At 69.2% G+C, this 15,298-nt stretch carries 15 protein-coding genes; 8 read left to right on the plus strand and 7 right to left on the minus strand.

What is annotated here, in order from left to right:
• The first annotated feature begins 88 nt into the window (after positions 1-88).
• Together AC06FE_RS05595 and AC06FE_RS05600 are read left to right on the plus strand one after the other, a co-directional pair.
• Entirely contained in the window at positions 89-619 is a 531-nt protein-coding gene (locus AC06FE_RS05595; protein ID WP_132863234.1) for an RNA polymerase sigma factor, read from the plus strand.
• An 11-nt stretch (positions 620-630) separates the two neighbouring features.
• Positions 631-1,290 carry a hypothetical protein gene (locus AC06FE_RS05600; protein WP_478072459.1) on the plus strand — a complete coding sequence of 220 codons (660 nt, stop codon included), beginning with the start codon at positions 631-633 and terminating at the stop codon, positions 1,288-1,290.
• Positions 1,291-1,350: 60 nt separating this feature from the next.
• On the opposite strand, the gene AC06FE_RS05605 is transcribed toward AC06FE_RS05600, so the two are convergent.
• Positions 1,351-2,262, minus strand: coding sequence for a DUF808 domain-containing protein (locus tag AC06FE_RS05605; RefSeq protein ID WP_446540734.1), 912 nt, complete (start codon positions 2,260-2,262; stop codon positions 1,351-1,353).
• A gap of 181 nt (positions 2,263-2,443) precedes the next feature.
• Here AC06FE_RS05605 and AC06FE_RS05610 point away from each other — a divergent pair, with 181 nt between their 5' ends.
• Positions 2,444-4,096, plus strand: a complete 1,653-nt coding sequence (locus AC06FE_RS05610) for an ABC1 kinase family protein (RefSeq protein ID WP_243694074.1) — start codon at positions 2,444-2,446, stop codon at positions 4,094-4,096.
• A 4-nt stretch (positions 4,097-4,100) separates the two neighbouring features.
• Here AC06FE_RS05610 and AC06FE_RS05615 read toward each other — a convergent pair whose 3' ends face one another.
• Positions 4,101-4,820, minus strand: coding sequence for a class III extradiol ring-cleavage dioxygenase family protein (locus AC06FE_RS05615; RefSeq protein WP_192286862.1), 720 nt, complete (start codon positions 4,818-4,820; stop codon positions 4,101-4,103).
• 304 nt (positions 4,821-5,124) lie between these two features.
• On the opposite strand from AC06FE_RS05615, the gene AC06FE_RS05620 reads away from it, so the two are divergent.
• The gene (locus tag AC06FE_RS05620; protein ID WP_478072460.1) at positions 5,125-7,233 is read left to right on the plus strand and encodes a phosphoglycerol transferase I; all 2,109 of its coding nucleotides are present in this window, start codon (positions 5,125-5,127) and stop codon (positions 7,231-7,233) included.
• A gap of 188 nt (positions 7,234-7,421) precedes the next feature.
• Here the strand turns inward: AC06FE_RS05620 and AC06FE_RS05625 are convergent, their stop codons facing one another.
• Positions 7,422-9,815, minus strand: a complete 2,394-nt coding sequence (locus AC06FE_RS05625) for a DUF3772 domain-containing protein (protein ID WP_478072667.1) — start codon at positions 9,813-9,815, stop codon at positions 7,422-7,424.
• A 139-nt stretch (positions 9,816-9,954) separates the two neighbouring features.
• Positions 9,955-10,203, minus strand: a complete 249-nt coding sequence (locus tag AC06FE_RS05630; RefSeq protein WP_192286864.1) for a hypothetical protein — start codon at positions 10,201-10,203, stop codon at positions 9,955-9,957.
• A gap of 189 nt (positions 10,204-10,392) precedes the next feature.
• On the opposite strand from AC06FE_RS05630, the gene AC06FE_RS05635 reads away from it, so the two are divergent.
• The 3 genes from AC06FE_RS05635 (at position 10,393) to AC06FE_RS05645 (ending at position 12,663) form a co-directional block, all read left to right on the plus strand.
• Complete coding sequence (locus AC06FE_RS05635; RefSeq protein WP_313253013.1) at positions 10,393-10,887, plus strand: lipocalin family protein; 495 nt, start codon at positions 10,393-10,395, stop codon at positions 10,885-10,887.
• A gap of 16 nt (positions 10,888-10,903) precedes the next feature.
• A complete protein-coding gene (locus AC06FE_RS05640) occupies positions 10,904-12,130 on the plus strand; it encodes an NAD(P)/FAD-dependent oxidoreductase (RefSeq protein ID WP_478072461.1) in 1,227 nt (408 codons plus the stop codon).
• A gap of 95 nt (positions 12,131-12,225) precedes the next feature.
• Positions 12,226-12,663: a hypothetical protein gene (locus AC06FE_RS05645; protein ID WP_132863222.1), complete on the plus strand. Its 438-nt coding sequence runs from the start codon at positions 12,226-12,228 to the stop codon at positions 12,661-12,663.
• A 4-nt stretch (positions 12,664-12,667) separates the two neighbouring features.
• On the opposite strand, the gene AC06FE_RS05650 is transcribed toward AC06FE_RS05645, so the two are convergent.
• On the minus strand, positions 12,668-12,991 hold the full coding sequence (locus AC06FE_RS05650) for a DUF6122 family protein (RefSeq protein WP_446540738.1): 324 nt from the start codon (positions 12,989-12,991) through the stop codon (positions 12,668-12,670).
• A 16-nt stretch (positions 12,992-13,007) separates the two neighbouring features.
• Positions 13,008-14,063 carry an NAD(P)-dependent alcohol dehydrogenase gene (locus AC06FE_RS05655; protein WP_478072462.1) on the minus strand — a complete coding sequence of 352 codons (1,056 nt, stop codon included), beginning with the start codon at positions 14,061-14,063 and terminating at the stop codon, positions 13,008-13,010.
• A gap of 108 nt (positions 14,064-14,171) precedes the next feature.
• On the opposite strand from AC06FE_RS05655, the gene AC06FE_RS05660 reads away from it, so the two are divergent.
• A complete protein-coding gene (locus AC06FE_RS05660) occupies positions 14,172-14,639 on the plus strand; it encodes a YehS family protein (RefSeq protein ID WP_132863219.1) in 468 nt (155 codons plus the stop codon).
• 82 nt (positions 14,640-14,721) lie between these two features.
• Here the strand turns inward: AC06FE_RS05660 and AC06FE_RS05665 are convergent, their stop codons facing one another.
• Positions 14,722-15,180 (minus strand): hypothetical protein, encoded by a 459-nt coding sequence (locus AC06FE_RS05665; protein WP_478072463.1) that lies wholly within the window; start codon positions 15,178-15,180, stop codon positions 14,722-14,724.
• Positions 15,181-15,298 lie beyond the last annotated feature (118 nt).

A 15,298-nucleotide genomic window follows, 5' to 3' on the forward strand; every position in this document is an offset into this window, starting at 1 on the left:
CGCCCGCCGTGCGGCCGGCACCGGCCGACCGCGACCGCCTCCTCCCCGCCGCTGTGATATTCCCTGCGCTGGTGCGAATCACCCTTGCATGGACATCCCCGTGACCGCCAACGCCACGCTGCAGCACCACTTCGCCGACCTGCTGCAGCAGCACCAGGGCATCGTGCTCAAGGTGGCCCGCGCCTGGAGCCAGGCAGCGGAGGACCGCCGCGACCTGGTCCAGGACATCAGCATCCAGGCCTGGCGCGGCTTCGCCTCGTTCGACCCGGACAAGGCCCGGTTCGGCACCTGGCTGTACCGGGTGGCCCTGAACGTGGCCATCTCCCAGCAGCGCAGCCGGCAGCTGCGGCAGCGCCACCACGGCACGCTCGCCCCCGACCCGATGGAATCGGGCCTGGCCGTGGAGGACACCGCCGAGCAGGCTGCCCAGCGCGCGCAGCTGCATGCCGTGATCCACGCCCTGCCGCCACTGGACCGCGCCCTGTTGCTGCTGCACCTGGATGACTGCAGCCACCAGGAGATCGGCCAGGTGCTCGGCATCAGCGCCGGCAATGCCGCCACCCGCCTGCACCGCCTGCGCCAGCAACTGCGCCGGCACCTGTCCCCTTCCCAAGACTGACGAGGCCCCCGATGGAACTGGAACAGCTCAAGGCCGCCTGGGCCGACCAGGCACGACGCATCGACGCGCTGGAAGTCACCGCGCTGGAGGCCTGGCGGCAACCGCGCCAGCAGCAGGTACGCCGCCGCCTGCGCGGCTTCAGCGCGCTGCAGCTGGGTTGGCTGCTGGTGTGGATCGTAGTGACGATGCTGGCGGCGGGGTTCTGGATCGCGCATCGCGACATCCCGCACCTGCTGCTCACCGGCCTGGCCTTCCACGTGTATGGCATCGCCGCGATCTGGGTGTCCATCACCCGCGCCCTGCTGGCGCTGCGCATCGACATGCTCGATGCGCCGGTCCTCCAGCGGATGCAGCAGCTGGCACGGCTGCAACGCTTCACCGCAGCCACCGAACTGGCGCTGGGACTGCCGTGGTTCTGCCTGTGGCTGCTGGCCACGCAATGGCTGTGCGTGCAGTGGCTGCACCTGGACCTGTACCGGCTGGCACCGCAATGGTTCGTTGCCACGCTGGGCTTCGGCATCGTGGCGATGCTCGCCAGCGCCGCGCTGGCGCGCTGGGCGCTGCGTCGGCTGCCACCAACGCATGGTCTGCAGCGCCTGCTGCAGAGCCTGTCCGGTCACTCACTGGCACGCGCGCAACAGTACCTGCGTGAGCTCTCCACCCCGCCGTGATCCATGCCACGGGGCGTCATCGCATGCAGCGCGGCCCGGGCCGCGCTGCATGCCGGCACCTCAGTGCGCCGGCGCGGAGCCGCCGCGCAGCTTCTGCACCAACGTCACCACCGCCAGCACCACCGCACCGATGCCCACGCCCACCACCACGCTGCCCAGCGCGTTGGCCAGCCACTCCAGGTGGGACGGGGCCAGCCCGACCACGAAGTGGTGCAGCGCCGGGATCGAATGCACCAGGATGCCGCCGCCGACCAGGAACATCGCCGCCGTACCGGCGATCGACAGCCCGCGCATCAGCCACGGCGTGGCATGCAGGATGCCGCGCCCGAGCGCGGCCATCGCCCTGCCCTTGTCCAGCATCCACGCGCCGATGTCATCGAGCTTCACGATGCCCGCCACCAGGCCGTAGACGAACACCGTCATGCCCAGTGCCACGGCGATCAGCGTGGCCACCTGCTGGCCGAACGGCGCGCTGGACACCACGCCCAACGACAGCACGATGATCTCCGCCGAGAGGATGAAGTCGGTGCGCACCGCACCCTTGATCTTGTTCTTCTCCCAGGCCACCACGTCGGTCCTGTCATCGGCCAGCGCGCGGGTCAGCTCGGCCTTGTGGGCGTCGTCCTCGTCCTTGGAATGCAGGAACTTGTGCGCGAGTTTTTCCACACCCTCGTAGCAGAGGAAGGCACCGCCGAGCATCATCAGCGGGGTGATCGCCCACGGCAGCCAGGCGCTGATCGCCAGCGCCGCCGGCACCAGGATCGCCTTGTTGAGCAGCGAGCCCTTGGCCACCGCCCACACCACCGGCAACTCGCGGTTGGCGCTGACCCCGGTCACCTGCTGGGCATTGAGGGCCAGGTCGTCGCCCAGCACGCCGGCGGTCTTCTTGGCCGCGACCTTGGTCAGGATGGAAACGTCATCAAGCAGGGTGGCGATGTCGTCGAGCAGGGCGAACAGGCTGGCTCCAGCCATGGGGAGGTTCCGAAGGGGGAAGATCTGCCGATTCTCACTCATCGGTGCGCCGCAACGCGAGGGGGCCGCATTCACCCTTCGCCCACCCTTCCGCGGCCACACTGGGGATCCCTGCCCCTGTGGACCCCTGCGTTTGAACGAGCAGCCCACCACCAGTGACAGCCCGGCCACCGTTGGCGGCATGAGCCGCCGCCAGCAGATCGTTCGCCTGCTGCTGCGCTATCGCAACTCCGGCGTGTTCTCCGGCATCTCGCTCGACGGCGAGCTGCCGCGCCTGGCGCGCGCGCCGGCCGCCGGTGACCCGACCCAGTTCGTCGCCGACCTGGAGGCGCTGGGCGCCACCTTCGTCAAGCTCGGCCAGGTGTTGTCCACCCGCCCGGACATGATCCCCGCCGAGTACGTGGCCGCACTGGAGCGCATGCAGGAGAAGGTCGCGCCGATCCCGGTCGAGCAGATCCGCGCCATCGTCGAGGAAGACCTCGGTGCATCGATCAGCAAGCTGTTCAACTGGTTCGACCCCGAACCGCTGGGCTGCGCCTCCATCGCCCAGGTCCACCGCGCGCAGTTGCGCGATGGCCGGGAAGTGGCGATCAAGGTGCAGAAGCCGGACATCGCCGCGCAGCTGCGCTCGGACATCGGCGTGCTGCGCAGCTTCGCCAGCGCCGCCGACCACCTCACCCGGGTTGGCCGCAAGGTGCGCTTCTCCGATTGGCTGGAGGAGTTCGCCAAGACCCTGCGCATGGAACTGGACTACGAGGCCGAGGCGGCCAGCCTGGCGCGGTTCGGCCAGCACCTGGCGCCCTATCCGGAGTTGTGGGTGCCGCAACCGATCTGGGACCTGTGCAGCCGGCGCGTGCTGACCATGGAACTGGTGCCCGGCGTGCGCGTGGACGCGATCCCGCCGGTTCGCCGTACCGAACAGCCGATGCTGCCGTTGGCCGCCGCGCTGGTGCGCGGCTACCTGGACCAGATCTTCGTGCATGGCGAGATCCACGCCGACCCGCACCCGGGCAACCTGCGCGTCACCCCGGACGGGCAACTGGCCATCTTCGACCTGGGCATGGTCGCGCACGTACCGCCGCGCCTGCGCGAACGCCTGCTCAAGCTGCTGTTCGCCGCCGTCGATGGCCGCGGCGAGGAAGTGACCGACGAGATCATCGCCATCAGCACCCGGCTGGAGGATTACAACGAGGAACGCCACCTGCGCGAGACCGGGCAGATGATTGCCCGCTACGCCGCCAACGGCACCGTCTCCGAGGGCCAGGTGGTGCTGGAGATCGTGCGCATCGCCACCGCCAGCAACCTGCGCACGCCGCCGGAACTGAGCCTGCTCGGCAAGGCGCTGCTCAACCTGGAAGGCGTGTGCCGGGTACTGGCACCGGAGATGGATACGCGCAAGGTGGTGGAAAAGCAGCTCCAGCACGTGATGCGCGCGCGGTTCCGCAAGTCGCTTTCGCGCGCCAACCTGGCCAGTGAGGCGATGGAGCTGCAGCACCTGCTGCGCGACGGCCCGCGGCGCATGTCCGACATCCTCAGCCTGGTCGCCGAGAACCGCCTGCAGATGAAGGTCACCGGACTGGAGGAGTCGCGCCTGATGGAAAACATCCAGAAGGTCGCCAACCGCATCGCCGCCGGGCTGATCACCGCCGCGCTGCTGCTCTCCTCGGCCTTGCTGATGCAGGTGCCCACGCGCTTCACGCTGTTCGGCTACCCGGCGTTCGCGATCCTGCTGTTCCTGCTGGGCGTGGCGATCGGCATGGGCCTGATCGTCAGCGCGTTGTTGTTCGATCGCCGCACGCGCTCACGCGAACGCGAGGAACGCGGCCATCGCTGAAGGCTCAGGCAGCCTTGGGATGCAGCACGACCGAGGGCGTCGCAGGCATGCCCGCGCACTTGCCATTGAAGAACTCGACGCTGTCGCCGGCCTCGCGCACGGCCAGCGCATACAGCAACGGCAGCGCGCTCGGCGCCAGGTGCATGTGCCGCTCGCCGCCGGGCGCGGGCAGCCGGCATTCGGCCAGGCGCACGATGTCGCCCTCGTCGATCAACTGGCCCACCTGGTCACGGAAGCACGACACCTGTTGGCGCGTGGCGTCGTCAGCATCCGGGCAGATGGTGCCGATGCCGGCGATCAGGACGCCCTGCTCGCGCAGTGGGCGCAGCCACGCCGCCAACGCGGCATGTTCCAGCGCCGACAGCTCCGAATCCAGGCTGATCTGCACCACCGGGATATCCGCCTGCGGGTATAGCGCCTGCACCAGCTGCACGACTTCCGGATCCAGCGGATGACTGCTGTCCAGGCGTGCACTCGGCATGTCGAGCAGGCCGGCGACGCGGCGCGCCACCCGCGTGGATACCGATTCCATCGCGTGCAGGCTGTCCTGCTCGGGCGCGATGCTGATGCAGACCCCGCGCGTCTGCCAACGCGGCGAGACACACACGATCGCGCGCGGGCGCGGGTAGGCCTGGGTGGCCTGCTGCAACGCGGCGGCATCCCAGCCAGGCACGGACAACTCTTCCAGGCCGGCGAACAAGGCCGGCATGCGTTGCAATTCCATTGGTTTCCCCTTGAGGCGGGGGCCGGCTCCTGTTGCTGGCCGCCATCGATGGCGACCGTAAGAGCTGCTGTTCCCCGGAGATCGGTGATGGCCTGCGGCGCCACTTCACCTTGCGATGCACAAAATGATGCCTAGCACGTCATGGCTGGATCATGAATAGGCGAATTGCCCATTTTTGACCGAAACATTTCAGTCAGGTTCCTGTAGGCAACATCGATTCCCCGCATCGTCATACGCCTGCAATGCAGCGATGGTGCGGGCCTGCGCTCACCGCAGGCTTTCCCTCCGCTACCCACGTGACCGCATGCATTGGATCATCGGGCTGTATCTGGCGGCGCTTGTCGTCCTGCTGCTGTTGTCCTCCACCCTGGCCCGGACCAAGGCCAGCCTGCTCACCGCGTTGCTGTTGGCCTTCAGTGGCTGGTGGCTGATCGACCAGCTCAGTGGCGATGGCATCAACTCGGCCACGCTCTACCACCTGCGCAGCGACATGGACGGTGCCGGCGTCGGCGATTTCAGCGCCTACATCCTCGGCTTCGCGTGCCTGGTGGTCATCTCGTTCTCGCCGTTGCTGCTGCTGCGGGTGCGCCGCCTGCGCCTGCCGCGCTTCGGCATACCGGTGTTCGCCGGCTTCGCCGCGCTGCTGGTGGCCTGCGTGCTGGCCAGCCCGCTGTACAGCGACCTGCGCCGCCTGCAGCAGCAGATGAAACCGGTGGACTACAGCGCCGTGGTGCCCGAGTACGTGATGCCCTCGGCGCCGCTGGCACGTCGCCCGAACATCGTGTGGATCTACGGCGAAAGCCTGGAACGGACCTACCTGGACGAGCGCGTCTTCCCCGGGTTGATGCCCAACATCCAGCGCCTGGCCAGCCAGGGCCTGGACTTCCGTGACATCGCCTCGGCCGATGGCGGCGGCTGGACCATCGCCGGGCTGGTGTCCTCGATGTGCGGCGTGCCATTGACCACCGCGCAGGGCGACGAGAACAGCATGGGCCGGATGGGCAGCTTCCTGCCCGAGGCGTTCTGCCTGGGCGATTACCTGAAGCAGCAGGGCTACGGCAACCACTACATGGGCGGGGCCAACGGCCAGTTCGCGGCCAAGGCGGACTTCCTGCGCACGCACGGCTTCGACGACGTGCGTGACCTGGCCTGGTTCGAGCAGCAGGACATCGCGCGCAAGCACTTCTCCAACTGGGGCGTGCATGACGACGTGCTGCTGGACCGCGCGTTCGACCGCTTCCTGGAACTCTCGCGCGGCGGCCAGCCGTTCATGCTGACCGCCCTGACCATGGACACCCATCATCCGGCCGGGCACCTGCCGGTCGCCTGCAAGGGCACGCGCTACCGCAGCGCGCTGGGCAACATCGGCCTGCTCAATGCACTCAAGTGCAGCGACCGGCTGATCTCGCGTCTGGTCGAGCGCATCCGCAGCAGCGAGTTCGGCGACAACACGCTGGTGGTGCTGGCCTCCGACCACCTGGCCATGCCCAACGACCTGAGCCACGTGCTCGAACAGCAGCGCCGCGAGAACCTGCTGGTGTTCCTGGGCAAGGACATCACCCCGCGCCAGGTCACCGCCACCGCGGGCACCACGCTGGATTCCGGCGCCACCGCGCTACAGCTGATCGACCCGGCGATCTCGGCGATCGGCTTCGGCCGCTCGCTGCTGGCCTCGCCGCGCCCGGCCAGCGCCAGCGTCGCGGCCCTGCGCGGCGACGCCGGCAGCAGCTACGCGCCGTACCGTGCGTTCGCGCGCTCGTTGTGGCTGGGTGGCGACCAGCCGCGCATGCTGCGCCTGGAGGACGAGAAGGTATTGGTCGGCGTGCAGCAGGTGCAGCCGCCGGTGCTGCTGGAGTACGACAAGGACTGGCAGCTGGCATCGATGTACCTGGAGAACACCTCGCGCAAGTTCGAGGAGGCCGACCCCACGCATCGCCTGGCCTACGTGGACCGCTGCACCGCCTTCGAGGACGGCTCGGCCGACGGCCAGTGGTGTGCGCTGCTGGTCGATGCCGACCAGGGCATGCGCATGTTCCGCGACGCGCAGCTGCGCCGTGGCATCGCCATCGATGCACCGCTGCAGCCGTTCACCGGGCCACGCCCGAGCGTGCGCCAGTCGCGCATGATCAGCCGCCAGCCCAGCCACGCCAAGCCGGGCCAGTACGTGCTGGAGCTGTACGCCGCGCAGCGGCCCACGCGTGCGTTCTGGGTGGAAGCGGTGTCCTCCAGCCGCAAGGTGGTGCTGGCCCAGCAATGGGTGCAACCGGACAGCCAGGGACGCATCACCATGCCGGTGGGCGTGGACCATGACATCGACGACCTGGAGATCCGCGCCTGGCTCAGCCATGCCGAGTCACTGGCGGTGGAAGGCTATGCGCTGCTGCCGGCACCGACGGGGTTCCCGCGCTCCTGAGGGCGCGGGAAGCAACCCGGGCGCTGCACCGCCGGGCGGGGTTTGAGACGATCCGGTGGCTTCGCGGCCAAGGCCGCGCCTGCCGACCCCGATGCGCATGACGGTGTCGCCCCCTCCCTTTGCCGCAGGCAAGGGGAGGGTTGGGGAGGGGTGAGCCGTTCGGCGATGGGGTGCGGCCGAGGCCGCGCCTACGGCTGGGGGTCGCGGACCAGGTGGATATCGGTCGGCGTGACCAATGCGATGCCGTTCGCCGCACACTGCTCCAATAGCTCGAACAGCAGCGCACTGCGCGTGCCGTACACGCTCCGCGCCGACGGCACATAGGCGAAGCTGTTGATCGCGACCAGCCCGCCGTTGATCGAATCGATGAACACCGACGGCGCCGGCTCGCTCAGCACGGTTTCGTCGGCCGCGTAGATGTCCAGCATCAGGCCGCGCAGCTTGCCCACGTCGGTACCCAGCGGCACCGAGAACTGGATCTGGATCCGCCCCAGCGCATTGGCCATGGTCATGTTGCGGATGGTCTTGGTGATCAGTTCGGAGTTCGGCACGATCAGCGTGGACTTGTCGCCCACCTGGATCTCGGTCGAACGCACCGAGATGCGGCGGATGTCGCCCTCCTGGTCGCCGATCTTCACCCAGTCGCCGATCTTGACCGGGCGCTCGGCCAACAGGATCAGGCCGGACACGAAGTTCTGGGTGATCGCCTGCAGGCCGAAGCCGATGCCCACCGACAGGGCGCTGGCCAGCAGCGCCAGTTTCTCGAAGCCGATGCCCAGCGTCGCCAGTGCCCACAAGGCCGCCAGCACGATGCCGGTGTAATGGGCCACGGTGCTGATCGAGTTGCGCGCGCCGGTGTCCAGGTCGGTCTTGGGCAGGTAGGTCTCGGTCAGCCAGCGCTGCACCACGCGCATCAGCGCCAGCCCGCACAACAGCACCACGATCGCCCAGAACACCGACGACGGCCGCAGCACGCTGCCGCCGATCCGGACCCCGCCGGCCAGCGCCTGCACCCAGTCGTACAGCACGCTGACATTGCCGAACGGCGCCACCACGGCGGTGATGCCGACGATCACCAGCACCACCCGCAGCGTCGCCGACACCAGCACCCCGCCCTGCTCCAGCCGTCCCGGCGGCAGGCCGGTGGACAGCCGCAGCGTGCGCCCGATGGCGCTCTCCGGCGCCAGCAGCCACAGCGCGAAGTCATCGGCGAACTTCATCAGCAACTGCGTGGCCAGCACCACCACGGTCACCCACACCATCTGCTGCGCGGTGAACATGGCGAAGTTCAGGTAACCCAGCAAGGTGGCGATCAACGCGCCGAACACGGCCAGGTGGCCACCCAGCCGCGCCACCACCAGCCAGCCGCTGCGCGACCCGCGCGTGGCGTGCGGCTTGCCCGCCGCCTCGGCCTCCTGCTCGGCCTGCGCGGCCTCGGCCGACCGGCGCCGGTGCAGGGCGGCAAGCGTGGCCAGCATGCTCATGATCAGGCCGACGTAGGTCAGCGCGATCAGCCCGTCCAGGGTGATCGTGCCCACGTTCGAGGTCAGTGCCGCGCGGCTGACCGCGCGCATCAGCATGGTCAACCAGGTCAGCCAGGCCGCGCCCCAGGCGAAGCGGCGCAGGCGCACCGCCGCCAGGTCATCGATGTCCAGCAACCGCCAAGATGGTCGGGTCGGCACCAGCAGGCACGCGGCCAGCGCAGCGATGAAGGCAGCGATGAAGGTGGCCACCACGAAGGTGTCGGCCACCGACACCAGCCGTGGCGCGATCGCCGAGATCGCATCCAGGCTGCCGACCAGCAGCTTGGCCGCCAGTCCCGGCAGCAGCGTGCCGACCAGCAGCAGCCACACCGCCAGACCGGTGCGACGCACCCGCCCTGCCGGCGCACGCTCGGATGCGGCGTAGCGCCGCCCCAGGTGGCGCAGCCACAAGCGCAGCGGGAACACCATCAACAGGGCCATCACCGCACCGGCCAGCGGCACGGTCCAGCCGTGTTTCGCGGTTGCCCTGGACAGGCCGTCGCGCGCCTGCTGGCCCAGCGACTGCAGCCGCGACAGGTCATCGGGCAGGTGCTGGGCGAACTCGCGCCACAGCGTCGGCGACAACGGCGATGCCACCTTGCGGCCCAACTGCTCGCCCAGCAGCTGGGCGCGCATCTTCTCGATCGATTCGCTCTGCTGGCGTGCGTCCTCGGCCAGCAGCTTGCCACGCGCGATGTCGCTGTTGAGGTCGCTGCGCTGCTTGTCCAGCGCCTTACGCTGGCGGGCGATGTCCTGGTCCTCGCCGCCTTCGGGCACCGGCCCGAGCAGCGCGATGCGCGCGTCCAGCGCCTCCAGGTCCGGCTGCAGCGCCTGCACGCTGGCCTCGGCGTCACGCTGGGCCTGGCTGGCCTGGTCGACGAGGGTCTTCAGCGTTTCCTGTGCATCGGCGTCATTGACCGCACGCTTGACCGCATCCAGCGCACGCGAGGCCTTCTCGATGCGGGCCTGCGGCGTCAGCGTGGCGGCGCTGCCCGCATCGGGCGCGGCCCAGGCAATGCCGGCCGGTACGCCGGCGCCGATCAGGACAGTGGCAAGCATGGCCGCACGCAACGGCTGCAACAGGCAGGACAGGAACAAGGGCACGCACCGGAACGCGCGGACCACCGCGCATGGCGCGACTATAGAACAGGCCACGTCCAGATCATGCGAACCATCCGCTGCTTCGCGCCGGCACGCCTCAATACATCGCGCGCAGCTCGGCGATATGCGGCGCGTTGAGCGCGTAGATCTCCTGGAATTCCTCCTCGGTCAACTCGTCCGGCGCGTACACCGCCACCGGGTCGAATTCCGGTCCATCGGACGGGGGTTGGTGCGGCCCGGCGCGCAGCGAGAAGCCGTGCCCTTCGTACTCCACCCGCGCCGGCAGTGATTCCCAGCGCTCGCGCGCGAAACGGTTCTGGCCCTTGAGCAGTATCACTGCGTACATGGATTTCTCCCGCTGACGGATGGCACCAGCCTAAGCCCGCCAGGTTCAAGCCCGGGTTAACGGCGCCACGCACCGGCATGGCCGCTGCGCACGGCACGCCAAGCTTGCCGAAAAGGGGTATGCCGGCCACAACCCCTTCACCGCTGCTGGCCTATAGCTGGACTCCCGAGGCCCGACCGCCGTTGCACCATGCGCAAGCTTCCGCCCCTGCCCACCGTGTCGTCGCTGGAGCTCCAGCGCTACCTGGGCACGTGGTACGAAATCGACCGGTTGCCGCTGCAGCACGAACCCCGGGATGCCACCGACGTCAGCGCCTTCTACTCGCTCAACGACGACGGCAGCCTGCGCGTGCAGAACCGCTGCCTGCACCATGGCGAGCTGGAGGAAGCGATCGGCCAGGCGTGGCCGGTGGATGGCAACAACAGCAGGCTGGAAGTGAGCTTCCCCACCCACGACGCACGCGCGGCGCCCTGGGGCGTGGGCGACTACTGGGTGATCCAGCTGGACCGCAGCTATTCCACCGCGCTGGTCGGCAGCCCCGACCGGCACTCGCTGTGGCTGCTGGCGCGCCAGCCGGAGATGGACGAGACCACCCGCCGCCACTACATCGCCTACGCCCGCCAGAACGGCTTCGACGTGGACGAACTGATCCACACCCCGCACACCGGGCACCGCACGGCATGAACCGGCACCGGCGGCCATGGACCTGAAAAGCGGCTATCCGTTCTGGGCGATCCGCAATGGCCTGATGCAGGCGTTCCCGCGGCTGGAGCGCGACCTGCACTGCGAGGTGGTGGTCATCGGCGGCGGCATCACCGGCGCGCTGATCGGCGAGCGGCTGGGCCGCCACGGCCATGAGGTCGTGGTGGTGGAACAACGCGACATCGGCTGGGGCTCCACCGCGGCCAGCACCGCCCTGCTGCAGTACGAGATCGACACGCCGATGTCCGAACTGGCCCGCCGCTTCGGGCTGGAGGCCGCGCTGCAGGCGTACCGGGCCTGCGCCGAGGCCGTCGGCGAACTGGGCGAACTCGCCGGGCAGGTCCGCAACGTGGATTTCCAGCGCGCCGGCAGCCTGTACTACGCCAGCCGGCGCAGGGACCTGGGCCCCTTGATCGACGAGTTCGAACTGCGCCAACGGCACGGCCTGGCCGTGCACTGGCTGGATGCGGCGGGCGTGCGGGAGCGCTTCGGCTTCACGGCCCCCGGGGCCATCCTCAGCGACGTGGCCGCGCGCATCGACCCCTACCGCATGACCTACCGGCTGCTGCGGCGGCTGCAACGCGCCGGTGGGCGGGTGCATGACCGCACCCGCATCGACGGCATCGAGGTACACCCGCGCAGCGTCCTGCTCCGTACCAGCGACGGCGTCAGCGTACGTTGCCGGCAAGTGGTCGTCGCCGCCGGCTACGCCAGCCAGCACTGGCTGACGCACAAGGTGGCCAGCAACCGCAGCAGCTATGCCTACGTCACCGACCCGTTGCCACGGGACATGCTCGGTCCGCTCGCCTCCACCCTGGTGTGGGAAACCGCGCGCCCGTACCTGTACCTGCGCAGCACCGCGGACCAGCGCCTGCTGGTCGGCGGCGACGACGACGCGGTCGACATCCCGGCCCGGCGCGATGCCCGCGTCGATCGCAAGGCACGCGGCCTGGCCGGCAAGGTCGCCGCGTTGTTCCCGCACCTGCAGGCGCCCCCTGCCTTCGCCTGGGCCGGCACCTTCGCCGAAACCGACGACGGCCTGCCCTTCTTCGGCCCGCACCCGCAATGGGGCCCGCGGGTCCATTTCGCGATGGCCTACGGCGGCAACGGCATCACCTACTCGATGACCGGCGCGGCCATCGTGCAGGCCGCGATCGAGCGCCGGAAGCATCCACTGGCGGCGCTGTACGCGTTCCAGCGGCGCGAACGTGGCCGGGGTGGCTGAACCTGGCAGGGGATGACAGGCATCATTCAAGCCGATTCTGGTAGCGTTCGGATGGCCCGTCATCCGCGGCGCGGCCTGCACCTGGAGTGATTCCCGTGATCCGATCCCCGCTGCTCCTCGCCCTGCTGCTGGCCCCGGTCGTTGCCCTGGCCAACGACCCAACCCCCGAATCACTGGACCTGAGCGTGCCGCAGGCGCCGATGCGCTACCTGGGCGACCCGTCCTACCAGCGCGATGCCCCTGGCACCTACTACGGCGACCACAGCGGGCGCGGCCTGCCGCGCAAGGCGGACCCGGATGCCCCCACCGTGGTGGACGACACGCTGCAGGTGCACGGCGCGGTAAGTACCGGCATCGGCTATTCCAAGGCCTACGGCAACAGCCACTGGAGCGCGGTGGACCTGAACCTGGGCAAGAACTACACCAACGACGACGGCAAGACCCGGCGCATGGATGTGAACATCCACCTCAGCAAGGGCGAGGGCGGCGGTCCGTTCGGTTACTACGGCCCCGGCCCCTGGGGCGGCTGGTAAGCACTCAGCTGCTGCAGCGCATCCACACGCAGTCGATGGCATCCAGCGCGATGTGCACCAGCAACCCTATGCCGAACAGGCGGGTGCGCCGCGGCACCGTCAGGCCCGCGTAGACGGCCACCGCCGGCGCGGTATGCAGCGGGTGGAAGCCCACGCTGCAGCGGTCCGGCGCGTAGATCGGGTCGGCCAGCAGGTGGTCCAGGTCGATCACCCAGCCCAGCAGCAGCAACAGCCACGCCTTGCCGAACTGCGGACGCCAGAACAGCCACGCCAGCAGGGCCGGCACCGCCACGTGCAGGCACAGGTGGATGGTCGCGCGCAGGCTCATCGCAAGCGGACCGGCCTCAGCCGGCCGTCTCCTGCAGGCTGCGCATGTCGATGACGAAGCGGTACTTCACGTCGGCGCGCTCCATGCGTTCGAAGGCCGCGTCGATGTCCTGCATCCGGATCTGCTCGCAGTCGGGGTAGATGCCGTTCTCGGCGCAGAAGGCGAGCAGCTCGGCGGTCTCGGCGATGCCACCGATCAGCGAACCACCCACCTGCTTGCGTCCGCGCACCAGCAAGCCGGCATCCAGGGGCGGCATCTCTTCCAGCGCACCGACGATCACCAGCCGTCCGCCCACGTCCAGCAACTTCACGTAGGGCTTGAGGTCATGCGACACCGGCACCGTGTCCAGGATCAGGTCCATCGACGCGGTGGCGGCCTTCATCGCCTCGGCATCGCGCGATACCAGCACGTGGTGGGCGCCAAGCGCGCGCGCATCCTCGGCCTTGCCAGCGCTGCCGGTGACCAGGGTGACCTCGCAGCCCAGCGCCACGCCCAGCTTGACCGCCATGTGGCCCAACCCGCCCAGGCCGATCACGCCCAGCCGGGTACCCAGGCCGGCGCCATGGCGACGCAGCGGCGACCAGCTGGTGATGCCGGCACACAGCAGCGGCGCGGCGCGGGCCAGGTCCAGCGCCGGCGGCAACGCGATGGCGAAGGCCTCGCGCACCACCATCGCCCGCGAATAGCCGCCCTGGGTGATCTCCCCGCTGACCCGGTCGCGGCCGTTGTAGGTCATGGTCACGCCGTGCCGGCAGAACTGTTCCTCGCCGTGGTGGCACTGGTCGCAATCCTGGCAACTGTCGACCATGCAGCCCACGCCGACCGCGTCGCCGACCTTGAGCCCCTTCACCGCCGGGCCGACCGCGCTGACGCGGCCGATGATCTCGTGCCCGGGCACCATCGGGTAGCGCGCCGAGCCCCAGTCATTGCGGGCCTGGTGCAGGTCGGAGTGGCACACCCCGCAGTACAGGATGTCGATGGCCACGTCGTCGGCGCGCAGCGCGCGGCGGTCGATCGCCAGCGGTTGCAGGGGCGTGCCGGAGGAAAGGGCGGCGTAGGCAAGCGTGCGCATGGGGCGGTATTCCAGCTGAATCGCCGGCAATTGTAGACGGCCCGGCCGGGGGCCGGCGTTACACTATGCAGCCGCCGGACGGTCCCGCGCGGCCGTTCCGGAGTGGCAATGATCAACAACGACGTACTGCGCAGCATCCGCTACATGCTCGACCTGAGCGATGCCATGGTGGTGGACACCATCCTGCTGGCCGACCCCGGTTTCGCGGTGGACCAGGCCCAGGTGCATGACTTCCTGCGCAAGGATGACGAGCCCCTGTTCGAGACCTGCCCGGACGCGGTGCTGGCGCGCTTCCTCGATGGCCTGATCTACCACTACCGTGGCCGCGACGAATCGCAGCCGCAGCGCCCGCCGGAAAAGCGCGTCACCAACAACATCGTGCTGAAGAAGCTGCGCGTGGCCTTCGAGCTGAAGGACGTGGACATGCATGCGATCTTCGAAGCCGCCGGCTTCCCGATGTCCAAGCCGGAACTGTCGGCGCTGTTCCGCCAGCCGGACCACAAGAACTACCGCGAATGCGGCGACCAGGCCCTGCGCAACTTCCTCAAGGGCCTGACCCAGCGGGTACGCCCGTAGGAGCGGCCTTGGCCGCGAAGCACGTGATGCCCCAACGATGCCGGCCTGGCCACTGGAGTCGCGCCTGCCGGCGGTGCCGGGTTCAACGGATGCGGTAGACGCGCGCCTTGGGCAGGTCCTCGTCGACCTGCAGGAACCAGCGGCCGGCGATGCCCGGCACCACCTGGATCTCCGGCGACTGCAGGGTCTGGCGCAGGCGCATCTGGCCCTTGAGCACCCGCCATTGCTGGCCGTTGTCCAGCATGAACACCGTGCCCGGCTCCCAGCCTTCCACCGCGCCCTGCACCCTGGCCTGCACCGGGCCTTCTTCCAGGCCGATCTGCATCGGTGCCGGCACCGGCAGCGCCGTCGTTGCCGCCGGCGCCGCGGCGTCGGCCTCGCCCAGCATGCGGTTGAGCAACTGCAGTTGCTGCGCGCTCAGCCCGACCTCACGCAGCTGCTCGGCACTGAGCCGCTGTTCCAGCGGGACGTAGTCGCGCTGGGCCCAGGCCAGCGGCGTGGTCAGCAACAGCAAGGCGGCAAGCAGCAGGCGGGTCTTCATGGCAGCGATTGTTTGGGATCGCCGTGCACGATGCTGCAGTTTGGTTACCGTTGGATTACAAGGGCGGATTGCCCTCACCCCAACCCCTCTCCCGCCTGCGGGAGAGGGGCTCAGCCCA

This window comes from Stenotrophomonas sp. Steno-C18, assembly GCF_056393195.1.

What these genes read in the sequence shown, in the direction of transcription:
- AC06FE_RS05595 (WP_132863234.1), top strand. Translation starts at nt 89, where the DNA reads ATGGACATCCCCGTGACCGCCAACGCCACGCTGCAGCACCACTTCGCC.
- AC06FE_RS05600 (WP_478072459.1), top strand. Translation starts at nt 631, where the DNA reads ATGGAACTGGAACAGCTCAAGGCCGCCTGGGCCGACCAGGCACGACGC.
- AC06FE_RS05605 (WP_446540734.1), bottom strand. Translation starts at nt 2,262, where the DNA reads ATGGCTGGAGCCAGCCTGTTCGCCCTGCTCGACGACATCGCCACCCTG.
- AC06FE_RS05610 (WP_243694074.1), top strand. Translation starts at nt 2,444, where the DNA reads ATGAGCCGCCGCCAGCAGATCGTTCGCCTGCTGCTGCGCTATCGCAAC.
- AC06FE_RS05615 (WP_192286862.1), bottom strand. Translation starts at nt 4,820, where the DNA reads ATGGAATTGCAACGCATGCCGGCCTTGTTCGCCGGCCTGGAAGAGTTG.
- AC06FE_RS05620 (WP_478072460.1), top strand. Translation starts at nt 5,125, where the DNA reads ATGCATTGGATCATCGGGCTGTATCTGGCGGCGCTTGTCGTCCTGCTG.
- AC06FE_RS05625 (WP_478072667.1), bottom strand. Translation starts at nt 9,815, where the DNA reads ATGCTTGCCACTGTCCTGATCGGCGCCGGCGTACCGGCCGGCATTGCC.
- AC06FE_RS05630 (WP_192286864.1), bottom strand. Translation starts at nt 10,203, where the DNA reads ATGTACGCAGTGATACTGCTCAAGGGCCAGAACCGTTTCGCGCGCGAG.
- AC06FE_RS05635 (WP_313253013.1), top strand. Translation starts at nt 10,393, where the DNA reads ATGCGCAAGCTTCCGCCCCTGCCCACCGTGTCGTCGCTGGAGCTCCAG.
- AC06FE_RS05640 (WP_478072461.1), top strand. Translation starts at nt 10,904, where the DNA reads ATGGACCTGAAAAGCGGCTATCCGTTCTGGGCGATCCGCAATGGCCTG.
- AC06FE_RS05650 (WP_446540738.1), bottom strand. Translation starts at nt 12,991, where the DNA reads ATGAGCCTGCGCGCGACCATCCACCTGTGCCTGCACGTGGCGGTGCCG.
- AC06FE_RS05655 (WP_478072462.1), bottom strand. Translation starts at nt 14,063, where the DNA reads ATGCGCACGCTTGCCTACGCCGCCCTTTCCTCCGGCACGCCCCTGCAA.
- AC06FE_RS05660 (WP_132863219.1), top strand. Translation starts at nt 14,172, where the DNA reads ATGATCAACAACGACGTACTGCGCAGCATCCGCTACATGCTCGACCTG.
- AC06FE_RS05665 (WP_478072463.1), bottom strand. Translation starts at nt 15,180, where the DNA reads ATGAAGACCCGCCTGCTGCTTGCCGCCTTGCTGTTGCTGACCACGCCG.